Source organism: Agrobacterium sp. fls2-241-TYG-188a (genome assembly GCF_030209845.1).
Window position 1 is genome coordinate 31,712 of record NZ_JARVRD010000003.1, and the last position, 23,210, is coordinate 54,921.

Below are 23,210 nucleotides of genomic sequence, written 5' to 3' on the forward strand. Positions count from 1 at the left end.
TCAAAGACCAGCCATGGGCGCGAATGGAACTGCCCACAAGTTTTGATGGATCATCCAGTCGTCTCGGTGGTTATCGGTGTGACTGCAAACAGGAGAAACCTATGTTTGATGATATCCCAACCGTCACCCTGCCATCCGGCAAATCCGTTCCGGCTTTGGGAATTGGAACGTGGAACATGGGTGATTCCAAAAATGAAATGCCAAAGGAGATCGCCGCCATCCGCAAGGCCATTGAACTCGGCATGACGGTGGTCGATACGGCTGAGATGTACGCCGATGGCCGCTCGGAGGAAGTCGTTGGCGAGGCGATCAAGACGTTGCGCGATGACGTGTTCCTTGTCAGCAAGGTCTATCCACACAATGCCAGCGCCCAAGGCACCATCGAGGCCTGCGAGCGCAGCCTCAAGCGGTTAGGAACAGACTGCCTGAACCTCTACCTGCTGCATTGGCGCGGCTCCTATCCGCTCAAAGAGACCGTGAGCGCCTTCGAAAAGCTGAGGGACGATGGCAAGATCAAAGACTGGGGTGTTTCCAACTTCGATACCGATGACATGGAAGAACTGTTTTCGGTAGAAAACGGCAGCAATTGCGCGGCCAATCAGGTGCTCTACAATCTGTCACGCCGCGGACCCGAATATGATCTTCTGCCCTGGTGCCAAAGCCATGGCGTTCCCCTCATGGCATATTCGCCCATAGAACAGGGCCGCATTCTCTCCAATCATGAACTCATCCGCATCGCCAAGGCCTATCAGGCAACGCCCGCACAGGTCGCTCTTGCCTTCCTTCTGGAACGCGATGGTGTGATGCCTATCCCGAAATCGTCGAATGCTGAGCGTGTGACGGAAAATCGCGGCGCGCCCGAGCTGGAGATAACCGACGAGGACTGGGCCGCACTGGATGCCGCCTTCCCGCCGCCGGTAAAAAAGACTGCGCTGGCAATGCTATAATGCCAGCGCGCCCGCTCCATCGATCTTACACCGGCGTCACCGCCGGTGATAAAACTGCTTCAGGATGAGGTAGGTCGGGTATGAAATTGCCATCAGGAAGATGCTCGCTTCATGGGTTGAGGCTGCGTCGGCCCACTTATCGAGACGTGAATGGCTGCCAAAAAGCCCCACGCCGAAAAGCGCGGCTCCGCAACCGGCCACAGCGATAGCGAGGGCAAAGACCCACCACGGCCAGACAATCGAATCATTATGGACGAGATAGAGCGAAAAAAGCGATCCCGCCATGAGCAGAACGCCGACTGTGAGGAGATAACTTCTGCAGTACAAAGCCCATGTTTCGCGTGATTTTCGGTTCACATTGGCTCCCCGTAAATAAATCTCCAGCCGATGCCAAAGGCAAGCGCTGCAACAGCGGAGGCAGAAAATAGGATGAGATGGGCAAGTCCGGGAACGGTGGAGAAATACTGTTTTGCTTCCGCACCATAAATACGGATCTTCAGCAACACCCTGTCATGCCCATCTTTGCGACCTTGCGAAAACAGATCACGCTCCCAAAGCGCTCCAAAATCTTCTCGACGCCCAAGGCGGACAAACATAATCAGGTGAAAGGATATTGCCAGCACGATAGCGGCGCCGGCTGACAGGATGAAGTACTCCTTCAATGCAAAATGTCCCTCATTGGCATCCGTTAGCTGTTGCACATCTACCCATAATCAGGCCGTGCCTCAACCCACCGGGCATGACGAGAAACAAAAATGCCCGCAGCAGATGCAGCGGGCATTGTCGTTTTTGATGGCTTTAGAGATTACATTCCCTGTGGACCGCGGTTCATTGCAGCGATGCCGGTGCGGCAAACTTCAAGGAGACCCAGCGGCTTGATGATGGACAGGAACTGGTCGATCTTGGACGACTTGCCGGTGATTTCAAAGATGAAATGCTCCAGCGTCGCATCCACCACCTTGGCATGGAAAGCATCGGCCAGACGGAGCGTTTCAGCGCGATCTTCTCCGCGTCCTGCCACCTTGATGAGCGCGACTTCGCGTTCGATCGGCCGGTCCTGCCCGTTCTGGCGGGCGCGTACGGTCAGGTCCACGACGCGGTGAACCGGAACGATGCGTTCCAGCTGCGCCTTGATTTGCTCGAGAACGCCAGGCGTTCCGCGGGTCACGATGGTGATGCGCGACAGGTGCGCCTCATGCTCCGTTTCAGAAACTGTCAGGCTTTCAATGTTGTAGCCGCGCCCGGAAAACAGGCCGATGACGCGGGCGAGAACGCCCGGCTCATTGGCAACGAGAACCGATAGCGTGTGGTTCTCGACGGTTTCCGTTTCCTTCTGAATGAAGTAGGCCGAACCGGTAGGCTGTAGATGTGCGTTCATATCCGTATTCCTTTCCAGTTCTCAGACGAGCTGACGGCCCTTGGCATCGATGGCGTTTGCAACGGCTTCGTCGGTGGCTTCATCCGGCAGAAGCATTTCATTATGCGCCTTGCCCGACGGGATCATCGGGAAGCAGTTGGCGAGATTGGCGACGCGGCAATCGAAGATGACCGGCTTGTCGACGGCAATCATCTCGGCAATCTTGCCATCCAGTTCCTTCGGGTCATCGCAATACATGCCGACCGCGCCGTAAGCTTCCGCCAGCTTGACGAAGTCAGGCATGGCTTCCGTATAGGAGTTGGACAGGCGGTTACCGTGCAGCAACTGCTGCCACTGGCGCACCATGCCCATATACTGGTTGTTGAGGATGAAGATCTTGACCGGCAGGCTATACTGGATCGCGCAGGACATTTCCTGAATGCACATCTGGATCGAGGCGTCACCGGCGATGTCGATGACCAGTGCTTCCGGATGCGCAACCTGAACGCCGATGGCAGCAGGCAGGCCATAACCCATGGTGCCGAGACCGCCCGATGTCATCCAGCGGTTTGGCTCCTCAAAGCCAAAGAACTGGGCAGCCCACATCTGATGCTGACCGACTTCCGTCGTGATGTAGGTTTCGCGACCCTTGGATGCTTCATACAGCCGCTGAATGGCGTATTGCGGCATGATGACGTCGTTGGAGTTCTTGTAGGCAAAGGACTTGCGCGCCCGCCAGCGGTCGATCTGCTGGTGCCACTCTTCCGTCTGCGCCTTTTCAGGACGCTTCGGCAGAGCCCGCCACAGGCGAACCATGTCTTCCAGAACACGACCGACATCGCCAACGATTGGAATATCGACGCGAACATTCTTGTTGATCGAAGACGGATCGATATCGATGTGGATCTTCTTGGAATTGGGAGCGAATGCGTTCAGACGACCGGTAATACGGTCATCAAACCGGGCGCCGATACAGACCATGACATCGCAATCATGCATGGCCATGTTGGCTTCGTAGGAACCGTGCATACCCAGCATACCCAGCCACTTGTCACCGGATGCGGGATAGCAGCCAAGGCCCATGAGGGTCGAGGTAATTGGGAAGCCTGTCAGTTCAACCAGTTCGCGCAGCAGGCGGGTAGCCTCCGGACCGGAGTTGATAACGCCACCGCCCGTATAAAGAACAGGGCGACGCGCCTTCGACATCAGTTCGATGGCAGCATGAACGGCGTTAAGATCACCCTGAACCTTCGGCTTGTAGCTCTTCTGCTGAATGGCAGCCGATGGCGGCGTGTAAGTGCCGGTCGCAAACTGGATATCCTTGGGAACATCGACAACAACGGGACCGGGACGTCCTGTCTGGGCGATGCGGAAAGCTTCGTGGATGATGCCAGCCAGCTCGTTGACATCCTTTACCAGCCAGTTGTGCTTGGTGCAGGGGCGCGTAATGCCAACGGTGTCGCACTCCTGGAAAGCATCGGAGCCAATGAGCGATGTGGGAACCTGACCGGAAATGCAGACCAGCGGAATGCTGTCCATCAACGCATCCTGCAGAGGCGTAACGGCATTGGTGGCACCAGGACCGGATGTAACCAGCATGACGCCGACCTTGCCGGTGGAACGGGCGTAACCCTCAGCGGCGTGGCCTGCACCCTGCTCGTGACGAACCAGAATGTGCTGGATGTCGTCCTGCTGGAAAATCTCGTCATAGATCGGCAGAACAGCACCGCCCGGATAGCCGAAAATATGCTCGACGCCGTTGTCCCTCAACGCACGCAGAACGATTTCCGCGCCCGTCATGGTGTTGCTGTTTTCCGTATTGTCCTTATCCGTCATTGCCTGTTCCATCCCGATTTGGCTTTGGATATCGCGGAGCCGTTTGGCTCAAGTGAAGACATAAAAAAAGGCCCCTTGAGGAGCCTCGTTCAGCGCATGGGTGCTTTCGCCGGATGGTTACACCATCCTGCCCATGCGCCGTCCCACCACGATAAGTACGTTAAGATTTTTCATGGGCCGGAGTGTTAGACAGAAAACCATGGTCCGTCAACGCATATTGCGGAAAAAATCGGCGAAGGTTTCCTTTTGTTGCGAAAAGAGACATCGGGAAGAAATATAAATGCGCGGTCGTTACACGAGTTGTTAAAGGCAATCGATTAGACTGCGGCCAACTAACGGGATCAACCCGTGCGCGGCCACCAACGGGCCGACAAGATGCATGACAGGGGCGAGACGTGTTCAACGACGACCTTCGCAAATCGGCAAAAGCAGGCGAACATGAACGCCGCACCGAAACCGCAGCCGGCAATAGGCAACTCGGCCATGTCATTTCCTGCACCGGCTCCCACGCGACGATTGCAGCCACCATCGAACCCGGCAAGACAGACCTTGCGGAACTATGGTCTGTCGGCAGGCTGATCTCCATCGATCTTGGAGAAACCCGTGTCGCCGCTCTTACCTATGCGATGAAGACCGGCCAGGCGGAGTGGTCGTCCAGCCGCAGCAACACGCTTCTGGTCGACGTTGAGCTTCTGGGTGAAATTCACCGCGACCCTGATGGTGCAGAACGGTTCTCGACCGGCATCTCCCGCTATCCTTATCTTGGCGCCGTCGCGCATCGCATTCGCGCCAGCGATCTCATGCGCATCTACGAGACCGGCGGAGGCGGCGCCTGTGTTGTCGGCAAGCTGACGCAGGATGACACCGTCGATGCAACCATCAGCATCCCGCAGATGCTTTCAAAGCACTTCGCCGTGCTCGGCTCCACCGGCGTCGGAAAATCGACAGCGGTCTCCCTGCTTCTGAACAAGGCGATTCAGCAGGATCCCAAGCTGCGCGTGCTCATTCTCGATCCGCACAATGAGTTTGCGGCCGCCTTCCCCATGACCTCCGTCGTCATCGACACAGACACGCTCGACCTTCCCTTCTGGCTGATGAAGCTTGAGGAATTCACCGAAGTTCTCTATCGCGGACGCCATGCGGTATCGGAAGAGCTCGACGTACTTCGTGACCTCATCCCTGAGGCAAAACGCGCCTTCCGTGGCTCCGAAAATTCCGTCATGCGCCGGGCTTCTGAGAAATCGTCGCTGACGTCGGATACGCCAGTTCCCTATCGCATCGCCGACCTGTTGGCATTGATAGACGAACGCATCGGGCGGCTGGAAGGGCGAGAAGAAAAGCCCGCCCTGCGGACGCTGAAGATGCGCATCATGGCTGCGATCAACGATCCGCGTTACCATTTCATGTTCTCCAACAGCACCATCAGCGACACGATCATGGAAACCGTCGCGCATATTTTCCGGGTGCCGGGAGAAGGCAAACCAATCTCCGTGTTCCAGCTTGCCGGGATTCCGTCAGAGGTGGTGAACTCCGTCGCTTCCGTTCTGTGCCGAATGGCCTTTGAGCTGGCCTTGTGGAGCCAGGGCGCCATTCATACGCTTGTCGTCTGCGAAGAGGCGCACCGCTATATCCCGGCAGATCCTGCACTTGGCTTTTTCCCGACACGACAGGCCATTGCCCGCATTGCCAAGGAAGGGCGCAAATATGGTGCCTCGCTTGGCATCATCACGCAGCGTCCGGGAGAGTTGGATCAGACGATCCTCTCCCAGTGCTCAACCGTGTTTGCCATGCGGCTTTCCAACGAGAACGACCAGAACATCATTCGCTCCGCCATTCCCAATTCATCCGTCTCCACCACCAGCTTTCTGTCATCCATCGGCAACGGTGAAGCCATTGCGTTTGGTGAGGCGATCAGCGTTCCCATGCGCATCCGCTTCAACCGCGTGCCTTCGCACATCCTGCCAAAGGCCAACGGCATCGCGCCATCTGTCGTCGAAGATACGCCTGATACTGTCGACCTTCGCTCCATCGTCAAGCGTATGCGCGCGGTCACCGGTCCCGATATCTCCGGCTTCCGCCAGAGTTACGACGCCAAGATTGCCCAGGATGCTGACGACGAGGAACTGGAAAACTGGAAACAGGAATTCAACGAGAGCGGCGGCATTGAGCCCTATCGCCCTGAAATGTTGCCGCGAAGCTCTGTCTTTTCCTCAACGGCGCAGATGCCCAGCCTTTCCGGCTCTACGCCTGCCCGCGACACTTTCCCGAGGGCGCCAACACGCGCCCCTGCTGGCGACGAGCAGAGATCTTCGCTTCGAGAAAGTTTGCTAAGGAAGCCACTGGGAAGCCTGTATCGCGACGAGTGAGGTGCGAGTGGCCTTGATCCCTCCATCGTAAAAGTCTGCCCGCACCGCACGAGCGATGCTGCCGTGCTCTGGCCAATGGCGGGAATGGCGGCAAGGACGCTAAGGCACCAGCCTTTGCCAGTCTTCCCCCATCTGATTGCGGAACCACGTCATTTGCCGCTTGGCATATTGGCGGGTCGCTGCTGCAGCTTTTTCGATGACATCCGCCTGGCTCATCCGTCCTGCCAGCATCTCTGCAATCTGCGTCACGCCGATGGCCTTCATCACGGTGGCGTCCCTCGGCAGATCAAGCGCCAGCAGCGCCTCGACCTCCTCGACCGCGCCGCTTTGCATCATACCCGCAAACCGTCTGTTGATGCGGTCGTGAAGCACGGCGCGCTCCGGCAGCACCACATATTTGCGCGCGCGTGCGGGGTCCACGATGACAGGCCCACTGACCGTCTGGAAATCTCTGATCGACTGCCCGGTTGCTTCCAGCACCTCCAGTGCCCTGACGATGCGCTGTCCATCCGCGAGCCTCAGGCTTGATGCCATCTGCGGGTCGCGCTGCGACAATTCGCTGTGAAGCACCTCTGCACCTTCTTCCAGCAGACGCGTTCGGTAACGCTCGCGAATATCTCCCGGCACCGCCGGCATGTTGGACAGGCCGCCGGTCAACGCCTTGAAGTAGAGCCCGGTGCCGCCGACGATGACGGGGTGACGTCCCTCGCCGCGCAGTGTTTCAAGAAGAGCTGTGATCTGCCGCAACCATTCGCCTGTGGAATAGGGTTGTGCAGGGTGCACATGACCGTAAAGCAGATGCGGCACCCCTTCCATTTCGGCGAGGCCAGGCCGCGCGGTCAAGACCTGCAGCGTATCGTAAACCTGCATACTATCGGCGTTGATGACGACACCATTTCTCTCCCCCGCCAGACGAAGCGCAAGCGCGGACTTGCCGCTTGCCGTCGGGCCGGTTATCAGGGTCGCATCGAATTCGTCATCAAGGTTTTTCATCATGGCTCTCGTTGCCACGCTTATCGCCAATCCGTCAAATCCTGTTCTGTCTACCACCCTTGCGGAGGCCGCAGCGGAAGCACTGAAGGCATCCGGGCCTTATTGGCTGGCAGATGGCATCGCCTGCGATGTGGTGCTGCGCGACGGGACGCAGGCGGCCGAGGCCGAGGGGATTTTGCGCCAAACCATTGGCGATCTGCCCATCGACATGGCCATTCAGGAGCAGGATGCACGTCGCAAGAAAATTCTGATTGCAGACATGGATTCTACCATGATCGGCCAGGAATGCATCGATGAACTGGCGGCAGAGGTGGGGCTGAAGGAAAAGGTCTCTGCCATCACGGCAAGAGCGATGAACGGTGAGATCGATTTTGAGCCTGCACTTCGTGAGCGTGTGGCGCTGTTGAAGGGTCTGCCGATTTCGGTGGTGGATGAGGTGATCGAAAAGCGCATTACGCTCACCCCCGGCGGCATGGAACTCATCGCCACCATGAAGGCGAAGGGGCATTATACCGCGCTCGTTTCCGGCGGCTTCACCGTCTTCACCAGCCGCATCGCTGCAATGTTGAACTTCGACGAAAACCGCGCCAACATTCTTGGTGAAAAGGACGGGCTGCTTGATGGCACCGTAGCTGAACCGATTCTCGGCAAGCAGGCCAAGGTCGATGCTCTCAACGACATTGCAAAACGGCTTGGCATCTCGCCACAAGACGCGATGGCTGTGGGCGATGGCGCAAACGACCTTGGCATGTTGCATCTGGCAGGCGCAGGCGTGGCGCTTCACGCCAAGCCCGCGGTCGCTGCAGAGGCAAAAATCCGCATCGATCACAGCGATCTGACCGCCCTTCTCTACCTTCAGGGTTACCGAAAGTCCGACTTCGTCAGCGCATGATTATCAGTGGAACGCAAAGGCTGATCCTGCGGGATTGGAAGGACAGCGACCGCGATCTGTTTCGAGAGGTCAATGCCGATCCTGACGTGATGGAATTCTTTCCCCATACGCGCAGCCATGCCGAATCGGATGCCACCATGGAGCGCGTCAACGACATGATCCATGCTTCCGGCTATGGATTTTATGCCATGGAGCTACGCGAGACGGGAGAACCCCTCGGATTCTGCGGGATAGCACCCGCCAATCTCGAAGGAATTTTTCCGGCTGGGACGATGGAAATCGGCTGGCGGCTGGCCACGCGCTATTGGGGCCAAGGATATGTCACGGAAGCGGCAAAAGCGCTGCTATCGATGGCGTTCGATGAAAAGAAGCTGCCCGAAATCGTGTCTTTCGCAGTCCAAGACAATCTTCGCTCCATTGCCGTAATGAAACGCATCGGCCTCATCCGCGACGCCGCCCGCGACTTCCAGCACCCGCGCGTGCCGGATACCCAAGCGCACCTCAAGCAGCATGTGACCTACGCGCTGACCATGGAGCGGTGGAAGGGGAATTGAGCGACAACGCCGTTGCCTCGGTTCGACCCTGATATTCACAGCATCGCCTCTGCGCAATGCGTTGTTTTCCAACAAAAAAACGAAGAGGGCGGAGGTTGCTTGAGGGTATGGGACGCTCGAGATGGCAACAGCATCACAACAACATATCGGCTCAATTCAGGCCAAACTACATAACGAACCACAAAGACCGGTGTGATCCGACACTCCGGTTGCGCCGGCGTTGTGTTTTTTTTAAGAGATAACTCGCCATCGGCCACGTCAACGGGCGCTAAGCGTCGTCTCCCTCGCCCTTCTCAAGTTTGCCCTGATCCAGCGAACGCTCGGCCTTTTCATTCAAGGCAGAGGTGAGGTTTTTCTCGGCCTTTGTGCGACCGAATGTCAGGCGGTTTTGCTCCGCCTGCTTTTCTTTTTCGGAACGCGCTTTCTGTTTGCGAAACTGGCGCAGATTTACGACATCGCCCGTCAAGACCATCTCCTGTTCGCGCCAGCCTGCAGAAACATCACTTGTTCTTGCGGAAGGCATCCAGTGAAACGACCGAACCGGCCTTCTTTTCTTCGTCCGGCTTTTCTTCGGAAGAAGCTGTCTTGTTTTCCGAAGGAACGGGGTAAGCGGTGATTTCCGCCTCTACGACTTCTTCCTCTTCGGCCATCGGCACATCGAATTCCAGTTCGAAATTGACCGACGGATCGTAGAAGCCGCGAATCGCATTGAACGGGATGACCAGCTTTTCCGGCGTGTCGGAGAAGGACAGACCGATCTCGAACTGTGTTTCAGTGACCTTCATGTCCCAGAACTGGTGCTGGATAACGATGGTCATCTGCTCGGCATACTTAGCCTTGAGATGCTGGGAAATGCGCACGCCCGGCGCGCCGGTGAGGAACGTGATGAAGAAGTGATGGTCACCCGGCAGCCTGCTGGTGGCCGCGACTTCGCTCAATACCTTGCGAATAACGCCGCGAAGGGCATCCTGTGCGAGAATGTCGTAACGGATATGATCCTGCCCCATGCGGTCCTGTCTTTCCTTATTCGAACGTCTTTTAACCAAGTATACGCAATGTCTTACAACGCAGCAACGGAAAAGCCCCGCTCTGCCCGAGTCATATCATCATATAAACAATTCCGGCGAAATAGAGAAGGTGGAGGTTTCTGTTGCCAGGTACCTCCGAACCCCGCCTTACGGGGCTAACCGTAAGGACTTAGAGCGGAATTCCCGCACCGCCATTAGGCAGCGAGAGCGTATTCCTTAGCGTTGTTGTCATTTGCAACTACACTTGTGACCCGATAACGGCGGTATCATGCCGAGCAAAAGTTCGATCTTTACACCCTTGTCGATCCTATTTCGCCCCCATCAAAAGCCGACGTCTTCCTTCGAAGCGTCGGTTTTTGGTGGAGGCGCCGGGTACCGCCCCCGGGTCCAATAGGCTTATTCCATCGACCGTTTATCGCCATAGCCGGATTTGCACCCGGCAAGGCTCATATAGGCGTTTCATACGCAGGAGAAAAGAGGCTGCGTGACATTTCGATGAAAGGTTGCGCGCAATTCTTGACGGCGCCGCACACTTGAAACATTCTCCTTTATAAGTGGAGGCTTATTTACACTGCTCAACAGATGGAGGAGAGGACATGATGGACTATCTTGCGGATGTGAAAATTTATGATGCGGGCGCTGACGAGGCGACCGTCAATAAAATCGTCAAGCACCTGGGCATTGCATTGCGCGACCGGGATTCGGCCATGGTTTCTACCTCCGATCCAAACGAGCTGGCGCGGGTAAAGACGAACTGGATTGGCAAGAAGCTGGGTGTGACGGGGCCGGACGCTGACAAGGCGATGGAAGAAACGATTGCCGCGATGAAAGGCGACCGCACCAAATCGCGCGTGACCTTCTATTATCTCGTTGCCAAACATCTCGAGAAACTCGAAACGCTCTGATTTCCTGTGGGCGAGGCTATTCCCGACACTGGTTCCGCCGCCGCAAAGGCCTATAATACGGCATTGGAAGAATCGGCGGCGGACTGAGATGAAACAATATCTGGACCTTCTTGAACATGTGATGAAAACGGGGACCGATCGCGGCGACCGCACCGGCACCGGCACACGTTCCGTGTTCGGATACCAGATGCGTTTCGACCTCTCGCAAGGCTTTCCGGTTCTCACCACCAAGAAATTGCACCTGCGCTCCATTATCCATGAGCTTCTGTGGTTCCTGAAGGGCGATACCAATATTGCCTATCTCAAGGAGAATGGCGTTTCTATCTGGGATGAGTGGGCCGATGAGAATGGCAATCTTGGCCCGGTCTACGGTGCACAGTGGCGCTCCTGGCCTGCCCCCGATGGCCGCCACATAGACCAGATCGCGCTTCTGCTCGAAAGCCTGAAGACCAACCCGAATTCGCGCCGCCACATCGTTTCGGCCTGGAACCCCGCGCTGGTGGATGACATGGCGCTGCCGCCCTGCCACTGCCTGTTCCAGTTCTATGTCTCCGACGGCAAATTGTCCTGCCAGCTTTACCAGCGTTCGGCGGATATTTTCCTCGGCGTACCCTTCAATATCGCTTCCTACGCGCTTTTGACACTCATGGTGGCGCAGGTCACAGGTCTGAAACCGGGCGATTTCGTTCATACGCTGGGCGATGCGCATATCTACGCCAACCATTTCGAGCAGGCCGAGTTGCAGATGCAGCGCAAGCCGAAAGCCCTGCCCACCATGCGCCTCAACCCCGATGTCAAAAGCCTGTTCGACTTCAAGTTTGAAGATTTCACGCTGGAAAATTACGAGGCCGACGCCTCCATCAAGGCACCGATTGCGGTATGATGCAGCCGCGCATCATCCTCATCGCCGCTGTGGCTGAAAATGGCGTCATCGGGCGCGATCTCGACATGCCCTGGAAACTTTCCACCGACCTGAAGCACTTCAAGGCGGCGACTATGGGCAAGCCTTTGATCATGGGCCGCAAGACGTTCCTATCGGTCGGGGAACGGCCCCTCCCCGGTCGGCCACACATTATCATCAGCCGTAACGCGGACTATCGGCCCGATGGCGTTAATGTCGTGTCATCGCTGGAAGACGCGCTTGATCTGGGTCGTCACCTGGCACAAACGCTTGGTGTCGATGAGGTTTTTGTTGCAGGTGGCGGCGAGATCTACCGTCAGGCCATGCCCTTTGCCGATCAACTTTCCGTCACCCATGTGGACGTTTCGCTGGAAGGCGACACTTTTTTTCCGCGGATCGACCCCGAGGTCTTCGAAAAAATCGCGGAAACCGCCGCTCCGGCAGGCGAAAAGGACGATTTTCCAGTCAGATTCGCGAGATATCGCCGACGTTAGTGAATTGTGCGAACTATTTACCGTGATTGGGTATTAAGTTACCGCCTCCGCGTTGAAACGGACCCTCCTCCTACTTATAACTTAGACCATATTCCCGCCTGACATGCGCAAGCCTGTTCAAGAGGGAGCGGGAGAGTTTTTAGCATAAGAGGTATGGATGCCCTGGAGCAATCAGAATGGCGGCGGCGGCCCGTGGGGTGGCGGCGGTAACGGCGGCGGCGGCGGTGGAAACAACCAAGGCGGGCCTTGGGGACAGGGACCGAACCGCCCACGCGGTGGCGGTGGTGGAGGCAATGGCGGACCTCCCGATCTGGAAGAGATCATCCGTCGCAGTCAGGACCGCTTCAAGAACATCTTGCCCGGTGGCTTCAACGGCGGCGTCATTGCCATCCTCGTTCTCGTCATCCTTGCCTTTGTCGGCATCCAGTCCATCTATACCGTCCAGCCGGATGAACGCGGCGTGGAACTTCGCTTTGGCAAGCCCAAGGACGAGATTTCGATGCCGGGGCTTCACTTCCATTTCTGGCCCATTGAGACGGTCGAGATCGTCAAGGTCACAGAGCAGCAGCAGAACATCGGCGCTCGCGCCACATCCACATCGGCAGCGACCGGCGTGATGCTGACGGGCGACCAGAATATCGTCAATGTTCAGTTCTCCGTTCTTTACACGGTCTCCGACCCCAAATCCTACCTCTTCAACGTAGATGCTCCTGCCGAAACCCTTCAGCAGGTTTCCGAAAGCGCCATGCGTGAGGTTGTCGGTCGCCGTCCTGCCCAGGACATTTTCCGCGATAACCGCCAGGCAATAGCGGCAGACGTGCGCGGCATTATCCAGGCCACCATGGATGGCTATGGCGCCGGGATTTCCATCAATGCGGTTGCGATCGAAGATGCGGCTCCGCCGCGCGAGGTCGCCGATGCGTTCGACGAAGTGCAGCGCGCTGAACAGGACGAAGACCGTTTCGTTCAGGAAGCCAACCAGTACGCCAACCAGAAACTCGGTGCCGCACGCGGTCAGGCTGCGCAGATCGTCGAAGAGGCGAGCGCTTACAAGAGCCGTGTGGTCAACGAAGCACAGGGTGAAGCACAGCGCTTCATCTCGATCTACGACCAGTATCGCACAGCACCGGAAGTCACGCGTGAGCGCATGTTCATCGAAACGATGGAACAGGTTCTCAAGGGCTCCAACAAGATCATCATCGATGAAAAGCAGGGAGTGGTACCGTATCTGCCTCTGAACGAAATCATGCGCGGCAACACCGGCGCAGCACAGCAGGGAGGCAACTGATATGGGTAATCGTCTAACCGCTATCCTCGTCGGCCTCGCCGTCATCCTGTTCTTCGTCTATTCCTCGTTCTTCGTGGTCAATGAGCGCCAGCAGGCAATTGTTGTGCGCTTCGGTCAGATCCAGGATGTGAAGACCGAGCCTGGCCTCTACTTCAAGCTGCCATTCGCCTTCATGGACGCCGACCGTGTCCAGTATGTCGAAAACCGCGCTCTGCGTTTTGACCATGACAACATCCGCGTTCAGGTATCTGGCGGCAAGTTCTACGAAGTCGATGCCTTCGTGGTCTACCGCATTACAGACGCCCGCCGCTTCCGCCAGACAGTGTCAGGTGATCAGTTGTCTGCCGAAATGCGTCTTCGCACCCGCCTCGACGCCTCTCTGCGCCGGGTCTACGGTCTGCGTGGCTTCGAATCGGCCCTGTCTGACGCACGCGCGTCCATGATGCAGGAAGTTCGTGACGATCTGCGTCCTGATGCGGAATCGCTTGGTGTGAGCATTGTCGACGTTCGCATCCGTAGAACGGATCTCACGCAGGAAGTCTCGCAGCAGACCTTCGAACGCATGAAGTCGGAACGTCTGGCAGAAGCCGAGCTCATCCGCGCTCGCGGTAATGAAGAAGGCCAGCGTCGCCGCGCCATTGCGGATCGCCAGGTCGTCGAGTTCGAATCCGACGCGCGTCGTCAGTCCGAAGTGCTGCGCGGTGAAGGCGATGCCGAGCGCAACCGCATCTTCGGTGAAGCCTTCCAGCGCGACCCAAGCTTCTTCGAGTTCTACCGCTCGATGGGTGCTTATGCCAGCGCGTTGAACGGCAATGGCACGACGCTGGTGCTTTCGCCAGATTCGACCTTCTTCCGGTATTTCAACAATATCGAAGGTACGCTGACGCAGCCGTCTGCACAGCCACCAGCACCAGCACCGGCAACCGCGCCTGCGGCACCGGCAGCACCTGCGAACTGATTTCGCAACCATAGAAAACAGAAAGGGGCCGGTGGAAACATCGGCCCCTTTTCCGTTTCGAAGCTTTTTCCGCTGGGCAAGGACAGGCCGGTCGCGCCATAAGGGATCGACTTGAGAAACACCGGAGATGGCGTTGAATATACAAGACATTGCCTTTGGCATTACGGACTGGTCGCAAATCGAGGAAACGGAACATGCGGGGGTAACGGGGAAGGCCATGTGGCGCACCCGCCACTTCGGCAACATCCGTGTGCGCATGGTGGAGTATACGCCCGGATATCTGGCCGATCACTGGTGCAGCAAGGGTCATATTCTTCTCTGCCTTGAAGGCGAATTGCACACCGAGTTGGAAGATGGCCGGACATTTCTCTTAAAAGCGGGCATGAGCTACCAGGTGGCAGACAATGCAGAACCGCACCGCTCCTCGACTGCCACGGGGGCAAAATTGTTTATTGTGGATTGAGGCGAAACTCTTGCGCGGCAACCACTTTCATATACGCCTTTGATTGCAGTGGATGAGCAATGGATTCGCGGCTATTCACGAAAAGGTATTTTTACACTTCATCATTCCGCCTTATGCTTGGCTATTAAGCTAGCTCCAGGTTTTGCAAGATGCGAGGACGCTGTATGCCCGTTACCACTCTGTCGCCACTCCGCAGCGGCATTGCCGCCGTGGCGGGATTTGCCTTGATAGCAGGCGCAATCACCGTTCCCGGCAGCGCAATGGCGCAAACGAACGGTCCGGCATCCGTGGCAGATCTGGCTGCGCCCCTGCTGGATGCGGTGGTGAACATCTCCACCTCGCAGAGCGTGAAATCCGAGGGCAAGGGCCCCACCCCGCCACGCATTCCCGAGGGCTCTCCTTTCCAGGAGTTCTTCAAGGACTACTTCGATAACCAGACACCGGAAAGCGGCGGCAAGGTCAGTTCGCTTGGTTCCGGTTTCGTCATTGATCCCGCAGGCTATGTGGTGACCAACAATCACGTCATCGAAGGCGCTGACGATATCGAAGTCATTTTTCCAAACGGCAACAAGCTCAAGGCCAAGCTGGTCGGCACGGATACGAAAACCGACCTTTCCGTATTGAAAGTCGAGCCCAAGACACCGCTTAAGGCCGTAAAATTCGGTGACTCTCGCGCCATGCGCATCGGGGACTGGGTCATGGCCATCGGCAACCCGTTCGGGCTAGGCGGCTCCTTGAGCGTCGGTGTCGTTTCGGCGCGGGGCCGCAATATCAATGCCGGTCCCTATGACAATTTCATCCAGACCGATGCCGCCATCAACAAGGGCAATTCCGGTGGCCCCCTGTTCAACATGAAGGGCGAAGTGATCGGCATCAATACCGCCATCATCTCGCCAAGCGGCGGCTCGATCGGTATCGGTTTTTCCGTTCCGACCGAACTTGCACAGAACATCGTTCAGCAGCTGATCGAATTCGGCGAGACCAGACGCGGCTGGCTCGGCGTGCGCGTGCAGCCCGTAACCGAAGATATCGCCGCAAGCCTCGGCATGGAAACGGCGCGCGGCGCGCTGATTTCCGGCGTCGTCAAAGGCGGCCCTGTCGAGAACGGACCGATCCAGCCCGGCGACGTCGTCTTGACTTTCGATGGCAAGAACATCCAGGAAATGCGTGATCTTCCTCGCGTCGTGGCCGAAAGCCCTGTCGGCAAGGAAGTCGACGTTGTGGTGTTGCGCGACGGCAAGGAGCAGACCCTGAAAGTCAAGCTCGGCCAGTTGCAGGATACGGCAGAAGATCAGCAGCCCGGTGCCACCAGTGACGAAGCGACGCCGGATGATGGCGATGGCGAAGGCAACGAAATGACCGTTCCCGATGACAAGGACGGCGATCAGACGCAGCAACAGGCGCCGGAGCAGCGCGAGGCACCCCAGACCGTGCTTGGCATGAACCTCGTTGCGTTGACGGACGAGCTGCGCAGTGAAAAGGGCATTGCCGAAAGCGTCGAAGGCGTTTTCGTTGCCAGTGTCGAGGCAGGCTCACCCGCCGAACAGAAGGGCGTGAAAGCTGGAGACGTTATCGTCGAGGTCGGCCAGGACTTCATGGAGGTTCCCGGCGATGTGATGGTGCGTGTAAACGGCCTGAAATCCGCAGGGCGCAAGAATGCCCACATGATGGTAGCCGACGCACAGGGCAATCTGCGCTTCGTTGCAGTGCCTCTCGAATAGAAACAAAACAGGCAAGGCGTTCAAACATCGCCTTGTCCCCCGGCGGGGCATATCCAGCGCGCCCCGCCACAGCTGTTCATGAAGAACAATCACAAGATGACGAGAGCGCGGAACTTCCGTTCCACAAAGGACGTTATTGCACGCCACCGGAATGAAACGATTTCAAAATCATAAGCTTACGCGCGGAATGTGAATCGGCTTGGCAGCGCGTTGAATCAGTTTGGAAAGCCACAAATTTGATCCGCAAGCACTCCACCACACTTCACGGTCACCGCACGAGCATCTCACTTGAGGACGCGTTCTGGGACGAACTTCGTACCATCGCGGAAAAACGAAAAATGAGTTTTGCCGCCCTTCTCGCCGAGATCGACGATAACCGCAGCGAAGACAGCAACCTCTCTTCCGCATTGCGCGTCTATGTCTTAAATTGGTTGAAAAGCCAATCCTAGAAGCGGACTTATAATGAAAACCTGGCCACTGGTTGCGCTGGCTCTCCTATTTCCTGCGCAGCAAAGGCTGATGCTCGCGAAGCATTAACGTCAACATGGGCGCAGACATATCCCTGTGGACGCCTTTGCCCGCAAGCAAGAAACAGGACGACCAGCAGTCATTATTCTCAGCGGCAGTAGGGGCTTTAAACCTCTGGCCTATGATGAAATTGCCGCCTCCCTTGTGGACGCTGGTCTCGACGTCTATCTTGCCCATCTCCTATCGCAGGACGATCTCAAGTCCATCCAGGCTGCAAAAGACAGCCGCGCCCGCATCGCCTATTATGAAAAGCGGCGGCGCGATTGGCTAGCAAGGCTCGCAGGCGTCGTTCACCACATTCGACATCAGGAACATCACGCAAAGACGGGCCTACTCGGGATTTCGCTGGGCGCTGAGACCGCTGCGATAGCGATATCGGAGGGACTGTCCGTGGACGCAGCGGTGCTGGTCGCTGGTGTGCCCTCAGCAACCATTCGTTCTCGAAGCAGACACCGCCCTTGCATCTCATGTGGGGCACCGCAGACAGCGTCTATCCTCTGCCGAAAGCACAGCGATTTGTGACGCTCGCAAAAGATGCGGGCGCGCTTGCCTCGATCAATCTTTACGAAGACGCAAGGCACGACTTCTTTTTAAAACCGCACAGCGTTGATGCTCGCAACGCCTACACTGACGCGGGCCGTTTTCTGATGGAGAAGCTTGGACACTGAGGGCCGACCGGGAAGCAAGGCTCTGCTTCCTAGACCGAGCCGCGAGACATCTTGCAGGTCTAGCGGATGTTTTCCTCTGTCGGTGGCACGGTCAGTGTTGGCGTCTGCGGTCTGGCTTGATTGTCCTGCTGGCGTTGCAGTCTGTCCTGCTCGGCTTTCTCCGCCTGAAGACGCTCCTGCGCCAGATTTCGGAGGCGTTCCTCCTCCTGCCTGCGCGCTTCCTCAGCAGCCTTCTGGCGCTCCAGCGCGGCCTGACGTTCAGCCGCCGCGAAGCGATAAAGCGCGACTTCGCGGCGCAGGCGCTGCTTTTCCACAATGCTGGCCTGAAGCGCTTCTACGCGGCGGCGTTCGCGCTCGAAGGCACGCAGGGAGAGATAGCCGGTCAGCCCCGAGACATCGGTGGTCAATGCGGGCTGCGCAAGTGAGCCGGTGTAATTCAGGGTAATGGTTGGCTCGGCACCGGCAAGCTCTTCGTTTCCGGCATTGTAGCGAAGCTCGATGCCGCCCGTCAGCGTCTGGTCAGCAATGTCCAGCAGGAGGTTGCCATCGAATGCCAGCTGAGGCGTTGCTGCGGCAACGTTCTGCATACGCAGACTGCCGTCATTGATGGTGAAGGGCATCGCCACCTCGCCCAGCGGAACCTCGCCCTTCCACAGCTGCGCATCGACCAAAGGCCGTATCTTGGCCGCATCGATAGTGCCCTGAAGCGCATTCGCAGCCTCAAGCCACGGCTGGAATGCGGCCTGGTTCAATCCACGCAGAACAAGCCCGCCCATGCGGATTTGGCCGGAGCCACCGGCGTTGGACAACAATTCGGCAACGCTCTTGCCGGTCGCCTCCGCGCTCAGATCAATGGCGAAGCGTCCGCTTGCAACCGGTGTTTCGCCGCTTTTCCACATCACGCTTTCCGGATTTGCGCCGGAAACGGCGATCTTCGTGCGGAATATGCCCGCGCCATCGCCTGTTGCCATGGACAAGCGGCCGGAGACCTTGCCACCCATCCAGTCGCCCGTCATGTCATCCAGCGACAGTGTTCCGTTGGCGTGATTGAATACGAAAGACAGACCGTTAACATCGCCAAAAGTGCCGGTCTGGAACGTCGCCGCCTTGATTGCGAGCGACGCATCGAGTTTCGGGAACGCTGGAAGAGACACAGGCTTTGCGCTGAGAGCACCGGATTCCGGGTCGATGACCGGACCATAAATCGTGTCACCCAGCCATGCGAGATCGACAGTATTCAAGGCAAGGTCGCCGGTCACCTTGTAGGGCGCTACCCTCAAAACAGAGAGATTGCCGGAAAAGCCATTGCCGCCAGCCTGGCCAGCAAGCGCCGACACCGTCGCCTTGTCCTTGTCGACCGAAAGCTTGCCGTTGACCTTTGTCGACATGCCACCGCCCAGCTGCGGCAGCCCGACGGCATTCATGATGAGATAGGGCTCGATATCGGCGCTCTCGAGCGCAACATCGGCGCTGCCCTGTCCAAAGCTTTCGGACGCCAGCGAAAAGCTGCCATTGGCGGAAAAATGCGTTCTTTCCGTTGAAAACCGGAAGTCCGTCGACACGGGCGATCCGAGCGTGCCGTTCAGCTTGACCGACAGAAGGCCCTCTCCATCGGCATCGAAGGGGAGAGGATCAAGCCCGGCCTGACCGAAAAGGATGGCAGTGGATTGGTTCTTCAGAACGGCTTCGAGAGTGAGCGCCGTGTCGTCCGAGTCGGAAAGCACATCCGGCATCTTGGCAACGGCAGACACGCGGCTGCCATTGATGGTGCCGGATACGGCCGCATTGGCCCCGCCGTTGTTCTTGTCGACAGAAAGGTCAACGGCAATATCGGAATTCGCGTACCAGGGCGCGCTGCGCACCAGCCGGTCGATGAGCGGGTGGTGCGGCAATTTCTGCTTCAACAGATCAAGAAGCGGCTGCATGTCGACAGCGTGGAGATTGAAGGTGCCCTTGCCTGCAAAATCCTGAACTGTACCCTTCAACTGGCCCTTTGCCCGCAGCTCGGCACCGGCAATGTCGCCCGCCGTCAGGCTATCGAGCGTAACCACGCCATTGGCCATGGAGAAGGCGGTATCGACACGATTGGCGGTTACACCAGCCATGTTGAAGCGGTCGGCCTTGAACTTGGCGGTGATGCGATGGTCGAGCACGCTGCTGCCAACCTGATCGCCCAGCACCAGTCCGCCAAGCGCCCGCAGCGCATCGAGATCGATTTCATCGCCGGACAGGTCGATGTCGATGCTGGCACCCTTTTCTTCCGCCTGCCGTGCAAGGCGGCCGCGAAGCGAGGCCGGGCCGATGGCAAGCTCAAGATTTTCGAAGCGCTGGCTTTTGGTCGTCAGCGAAACTGTCGAGGAAAAGCCTGCGGCATTCAGCTGCCGGATGGCCGGGTCAACCGTCCCCGACAACCAGTTGGCAAGGCCCGATGGCTGATTGGAGGCAACCAGAAGATCACCGTTGAAAGCCGGGCCGCCCGTCAGCGTCAATGCGCCCTTGGCCTCCAGCTGGGTACGACCGGGAAGCACGGCAACGGCGTTCTCAACCTGCCAACCGGCACCGTTGGGGCGCACATCGAGCCTGATATCGCGGATTGTCGTGTCGTCGGAAACAAGGGCCGGAAGGCGGATACTGGCTTTGCCCGGAACCTGCGGCACTGGAATACGGGCAATCAGGCTCGCAAAGGCTTCAATGCGCTGGCGAACCGGAACGGTGGGCACGCGCGATGTCTTGCCGGTCTGCACCGGCGCGGGCGCAAAGCGATTGAAATCAATCTGCTGGCCATCGGCGGTCAGCAGAAATTCAGGAGCCGTCCCGGTATCGAGGGTTGCCTCGCCGGTGATGATATAGGGGTTCTCGACGCCGCCAAGTTCCATGCGATAGCTGGGAACACGAACTCGCCCGTTCGTCAGCTCAAAACTGCCGCGCGTGCGTGGTGCGGAGAAATTGGATTGGGCCGTCTGCTGCTTCTGCTTTTCGTCCTGACGGAAATTGAAGGTGAAGGAGCCGCTATAGACGGGGCGTCCTTCGGTAGCGGCGATGGCCCCGTCGAGATCGATTTCGACAGGGTGTTCATCCGGCAGCATACGCAGGCGAAGTCCCATGCGCCCGACTGTGGGATCAGGTTCACCGCTGGAAAGCGAAAACGAGCCTGCATGACCATCAACCGCCGCCCTGCCCTCGGCCCGCCATGGGCCCGCCAGAGACTTGGCAGACATCTCTGCGTTCAGCCCGGTCACCACGCGATTGCGGCCAGACTGCTCGTCAATGAAATCGATCTGCCCGCCTGCGATGCTGACATTTTCAAGAACGACTGTTTTTGCAGGAATGACCGCACGGCTGCCACGCGTCCAGTCCAGCGTACCGTCCTTCAACAGACGAATGCGGGCCTTCGGCTCTTCGATACGCATGTCAAAGATCCGCGCCTCGCCGGAAAGAAACGGCGCCAGTTCCGCATCCATGGAAAAGCGGGCGACCTGAATTTGCGGCGAGCCATCGGCATCCATTCCCGCGCGCACATCATGCAACGTAACGGAAGGAAACGGCAGAAGCCTTGCTTCAACCCGGCCATGCACGACGACCTTCTTGCCAAGAATACGGCTGGCCTGATCCTCGAAATCGCGGCGAAAGTCGGTCCAGTCGATGAAATAGGGGATGAGAAGCGCCGCAAACAACGCCACGACCAGCAGTCCGCCCAGAAATACCAATATGCGTCCGAGCACGACCCGACGTCTCCCTTAACTAACGATGAAAACTAACTCTTTTTGCTGCCAGAGCAAGCACCATTTCCGCCTTTTTAGCCCGACTGGTCACACCGGATCAAAGCGAAAAAGCTTGCCTGGATTAAAGATGTTATCGGGATCGAGTGACCGCTTGATGGCAATCATCACATCCAGGGCATTGCCCGCCTCCTCTGCGAGAAAGCTCATCTTGCCCTGTCCAATGCCATGCTCACCCGTACAGGTTCCATCCATAGAAATGGCCCGCCTGTTCAACCTCGCCACAAAGGCTTCGGTATCGGCCACGCTGCGGGCGTCCTTGCCATCAAACAAGACAAGCACGTGGAAGTTCCCGTCACCCGCATGGCCGACGATGGGGGCCAGCATCCTGTTGTCGATAATGTCCTGCTGCGTTTCCGTCACGCACTCCGCAAAGCGCGAAATCGGCACGCAGACATCGGTCGAAAGCGCGTCGAGATGCGGTGCAAGCGCCTTGGATGCCCAATAGGCATCGTGGCGCGCCTTCCACAACTTTGCTCGTTCCTGGGCGTCGCCCGTCCAGCGGAACTCGCCGCCACCGCATTCCTCCACGATCTCGGCAAACTGCCGGGATTGCAGCGCCGTCGTTTCCTCAGTGCCGTGAAATTCCAGAAACAGCGTCGGCTTTTCCTCATAGGCAAGACCGGAATAGGCGTTGCAAGCCCTGATCTGAACCTCATCGAGCAATTCTATCCGCGCAACCGGAACGCCCATCTGCACGGTCATGATCACCGCGTCACATGCCTGCTTTATCGTATCGAAGGTGCACACGCCGCCTGTGATTTTCTCAGGTATACCCTGAAGCCGCAGCGTGACAGACGTGATGACGCCAAGCGTGCCTTCCGAGCCGACGAAAAGCCGCGTCAGATCATAGCCGGCGGAAGATTTGCGTGCCCGCCGTCCGGTCAGGATTTCCTCGCCCCTGGCCGTCACGACTGTCAGCGCCAGCACATTATCCTTCATGGTGCCGTAGCGTACCGCATTGGTGCCCGAAGCGCGGGTTGCCGCCATGCCGCCGATGGATGCATTGGCGCCGGGATCTATCGGGAAGAATAGGCCGGTATCGCGCAGATAGGTGTTCAGCTGCTCACGCGTCACACCCGGCTCAACCGTCACATCCAGATCTTCGGCATTGACGGAGAGGATGCGGTTCATCCGCGTAAAATCAATGGAAATGCCGCCGCTGGGCGCATTGACCTGCCCCTCGAGCGAGGAGCCGACACCGAAGGGAATAATGGGCACCTTGTGTTGCGCGCAGGCTTTGACAACGGTTTTGACGTCATCGGAGCTTTCGGCAAACACGACGCCATCGGGCAGCTGCGTGGTGAGATAGGTCGTGGTGTGCGCGTGCTGCTCACGAAAGGACTGTCCGGTCTGGAGCTTTTCGCCGAGCTGCAAGCGCAACAGGTCCAACACGGCCAGAATGCCCGCCTCGTTTCTTGGGCCCGCGATCACATCCTTCAACGCCATGTATTTCTCCCACGCAATGCAAAACCGGACTCACCTTTTACGGCAAGCCCGGTTGGTATGTGACAGCAGACTGTGTTTGTCCA

The 23,210-nt window shown here is 57.8% G+C and carries 22 protein-coding genes and 1 other RNA gene; 13 read left to right on the plus strand and 10 right to left on the minus strand.

The window, feature by feature from the left end:
* Positions 1-101 precede the first annotated feature (101 nt).
* Positions 102-947 (plus strand): aldo/keto reductase, encoded by an 846-nt coding sequence (locus QRN85_RS14240; protein ID WP_284758945.1) that lies wholly within the window; start codon positions 102-104, stop codon positions 945-947.
* A gap of 36 nt (positions 948-983) precedes the next feature.
* On the opposite strand, the gene QRN85_RS14245 is transcribed toward QRN85_RS14240, so the two are convergent.
* The 4 genes from QRN85_RS14245 to QRN85_RS14260 form a co-directional block, all read right to left on the minus strand.
* Positions 984-1,232: a hypothetical protein gene (locus QRN85_RS14245; protein ID WP_284758947.1), complete on the minus strand. Its 249-nt coding sequence runs from the start codon at positions 1,230-1,232 to the stop codon at positions 984-986.
* Positions 1,233-1,300: 68 nt separating this feature from the next.
* Entirely contained in the window at positions 1,301-1,609 is a 309-nt protein-coding gene (locus QRN85_RS14250) for a hypothetical protein (protein ID WP_112962598.1), read from the minus strand.
* A 143-nt stretch (positions 1,610-1,752) separates the two neighbouring features.
* Positions 1,753-2,325, minus strand: coding sequence for an acetolactate synthase small subunit (gene ilvN / locus QRN85_RS14255; protein ID WP_062585431.1), 573 nt, complete (start codon positions 2,323-2,325; stop codon positions 1,753-1,755).
* A gap of 21 nt (positions 2,326-2,346) precedes the next feature.
* Entirely contained in the window at positions 2,347-4,140 is a 1,794-nt protein-coding gene (locus tag QRN85_RS14260) for an acetolactate synthase 3 large subunit (protein ID WP_284758952.1), read from the minus strand.
* Positions 4,141-4,535: 395 nt separating this feature from the next.
* On the opposite strand from QRN85_RS14260, the gene QRN85_RS14265 reads away from it, so the two are divergent.
* A complete protein-coding gene (locus QRN85_RS14265) occupies positions 4,536-6,506 on the plus strand; it encodes a helicase HerA domain-containing protein (RefSeq protein WP_122068411.1) in 1,971 nt (656 codons plus the stop codon).
* Positions 6,507-6,605: 99 nt separating this feature from the next.
* Here QRN85_RS14265 and miaA read toward each other — a convergent pair whose 3' ends face one another.
* A complete protein-coding gene (gene miaA / locus QRN85_RS14270; protein WP_284758956.1) occupies positions 6,606-7,502 on the minus strand; it encodes a tRNA (adenosine(37)-N6)-dimethylallyltransferase MiaA in 897 nt (298 codons plus the stop codon).
* On the opposite strand from miaA, the gene serB reads away from it, so the two are divergent.
* Both serB and QRN85_RS14280 read left to right on the plus strand, forming a co-directional pair.
* On the plus strand, positions 7,501-8,391 hold the full coding sequence (gene serB, locus QRN85_RS14275; RefSeq protein ID WP_284758959.1) for a phosphoserine phosphatase SerB: 891 nt from the start codon (positions 7,501-7,503) through the stop codon (positions 8,389-8,391). The genes miaA and serB overlap by 2 nt on opposite strands.
* Entirely contained in the window at positions 8,388-8,945 is a 558-nt protein-coding gene (locus QRN85_RS14280) for a GNAT family N-acetyltransferase (RefSeq protein ID WP_113093847.1), read from the plus strand. Before serB ends, QRN85_RS14280 begins: the two co-directional genes overlap by 4 nt.
* A gap of 268 nt (positions 8,946-9,213) precedes the next feature.
* Here QRN85_RS14280 and QRN85_RS14285 read toward each other — a convergent pair whose 3' ends face one another.
* The 3 genes from QRN85_RS14285 to ssrA all read right to left on the minus strand — a co-directional run bounded on the left by QRN85_RS14285 (position 9,214) and on the right by ssrA (position 10,453).
* Positions 9,214-9,411 (minus strand): DUF4169 family protein, encoded by a 198-nt coding sequence (locus tag QRN85_RS14285; protein ID WP_113099459.1) that lies wholly within the window; start codon positions 9,409-9,411, stop codon positions 9,214-9,216.
* A 34-nt stretch (positions 9,412-9,445) separates the two neighbouring features.
* On the minus strand, positions 9,446-9,952 hold the full coding sequence (locus QRN85_RS14290; RefSeq protein WP_062585420.1) for an SspB family protein: 507 nt from the start codon (positions 9,950-9,952) through the stop codon (positions 9,446-9,448).
* A 129-nt stretch (positions 9,953-10,081) separates the two neighbouring features.
* Positions 10,082-10,453: a transfer-messenger RNA gene (ssrA, locus tag QRN85_RS14295) on the minus strand.
* Positions 10,454-10,569: 116 nt separating this feature from the next.
* Here ssrA and QRN85_RS14300 point away from each other — a divergent pair.
* From QRN85_RS14300 to QRN85_RS14340, 9 genes are all read left to right on the plus strand, one after another.
* Positions 10,570-10,878: a DUF2853 family protein gene (locus QRN85_RS14300; RefSeq protein ID WP_284758963.1), complete on the plus strand. Its 309-nt coding sequence runs from the start codon at positions 10,570-10,572 to the stop codon at positions 10,876-10,878.
* Between the two features lie 88 nt (positions 10,879-10,966).
* Positions 10,967-11,761 carry a thymidylate synthase gene (locus QRN85_RS14305; protein ID WP_113093844.1) on the plus strand — a complete coding sequence of 265 codons (795 nt, stop codon included), beginning with the start codon at positions 10,967-10,969 and terminating at the stop codon, positions 11,759-11,761.
* Positions 11,758-12,273, plus strand: coding sequence for a dihydrofolate reductase (locus QRN85_RS14310; RefSeq protein WP_284758965.1), 516 nt, complete (start codon positions 11,758-11,760; stop codon positions 12,271-12,273). The genes QRN85_RS14305 and QRN85_RS14310 overlap by 4 nt, the downstream gene beginning before the upstream one ends.
* 157 nt (positions 12,274-12,430) lie before the next feature.
* The gene (gene hflK / locus QRN85_RS14315) at positions 12,431-13,561 is read left to right on the plus strand and encodes an FtsH protease activity modulator HflK (protein WP_062585412.1); all 1,131 of its coding nucleotides are present in this window, start codon (positions 12,431-12,433) and stop codon (positions 13,559-13,561) included.
* 1 nt (position 13,562) lies between these two features.
* Positions 13,563-14,519, plus strand: a complete 957-nt coding sequence (hflC, locus tag QRN85_RS14320; RefSeq protein WP_284758968.1) for a protease modulator HflC — start codon at positions 13,563-13,565, stop codon at positions 14,517-14,519.
* A 133-nt stretch (positions 14,520-14,652) separates the two neighbouring features.
* Positions 14,653-14,982, plus strand: coding sequence for a DHCW motif cupin fold protein (locus QRN85_RS14325; RefSeq protein WP_062585680.1), 330 nt, complete (start codon positions 14,653-14,655; stop codon positions 14,980-14,982).
* A 164-nt stretch (positions 14,983-15,146) separates the two neighbouring features.
* Complete coding sequence (locus QRN85_RS14330) at positions 15,147-16,703, plus strand: Do family serine endopeptidase (protein ID WP_284758971.1); 1,557 nt, start codon at positions 15,147-15,149, stop codon at positions 16,701-16,703.
* Between the two features lie 236 nt (positions 16,704-16,939).
* Entirely contained in the window at positions 16,940-17,152 is a 213-nt protein-coding gene (locus QRN85_RS14335) for a ribbon-helix-helix domain-containing protein (protein ID WP_062585405.1), read from the plus strand.
* Positions 17,153-17,267: 115 nt separating this feature from the next.
* On the plus strand, positions 17,268-17,753 hold the full coding sequence (locus QRN85_RS14340) for a dienelactone hydrolase family protein (protein WP_284758973.1): 486 nt from the start codon (positions 17,268-17,270) through the stop codon (positions 17,751-17,753).
* A gap of 205 nt (positions 17,754-17,958) precedes the next feature.
* Here QRN85_RS14340 and QRN85_RS14345 read toward each other — a convergent pair whose 3' ends face one another.
* On the minus strand, positions 17,959-21,621 hold the full coding sequence (locus tag QRN85_RS14345; RefSeq protein WP_284758974.1) for an AsmA family protein: 3,663 nt from the start codon (positions 21,619-21,621) through the stop codon (positions 17,959-17,961).
* An 87-nt stretch (positions 21,622-21,708) separates the two neighbouring features.
* On the minus strand, positions 21,709-23,127 hold the full coding sequence (locus QRN85_RS14350; RefSeq protein ID WP_284758977.1) for an FAD-binding oxidoreductase: 1,419 nt from the start codon (positions 23,125-23,127) through the stop codon (positions 21,709-21,711).
* Positions 23,128-23,210 lie beyond the last annotated feature (83 nt).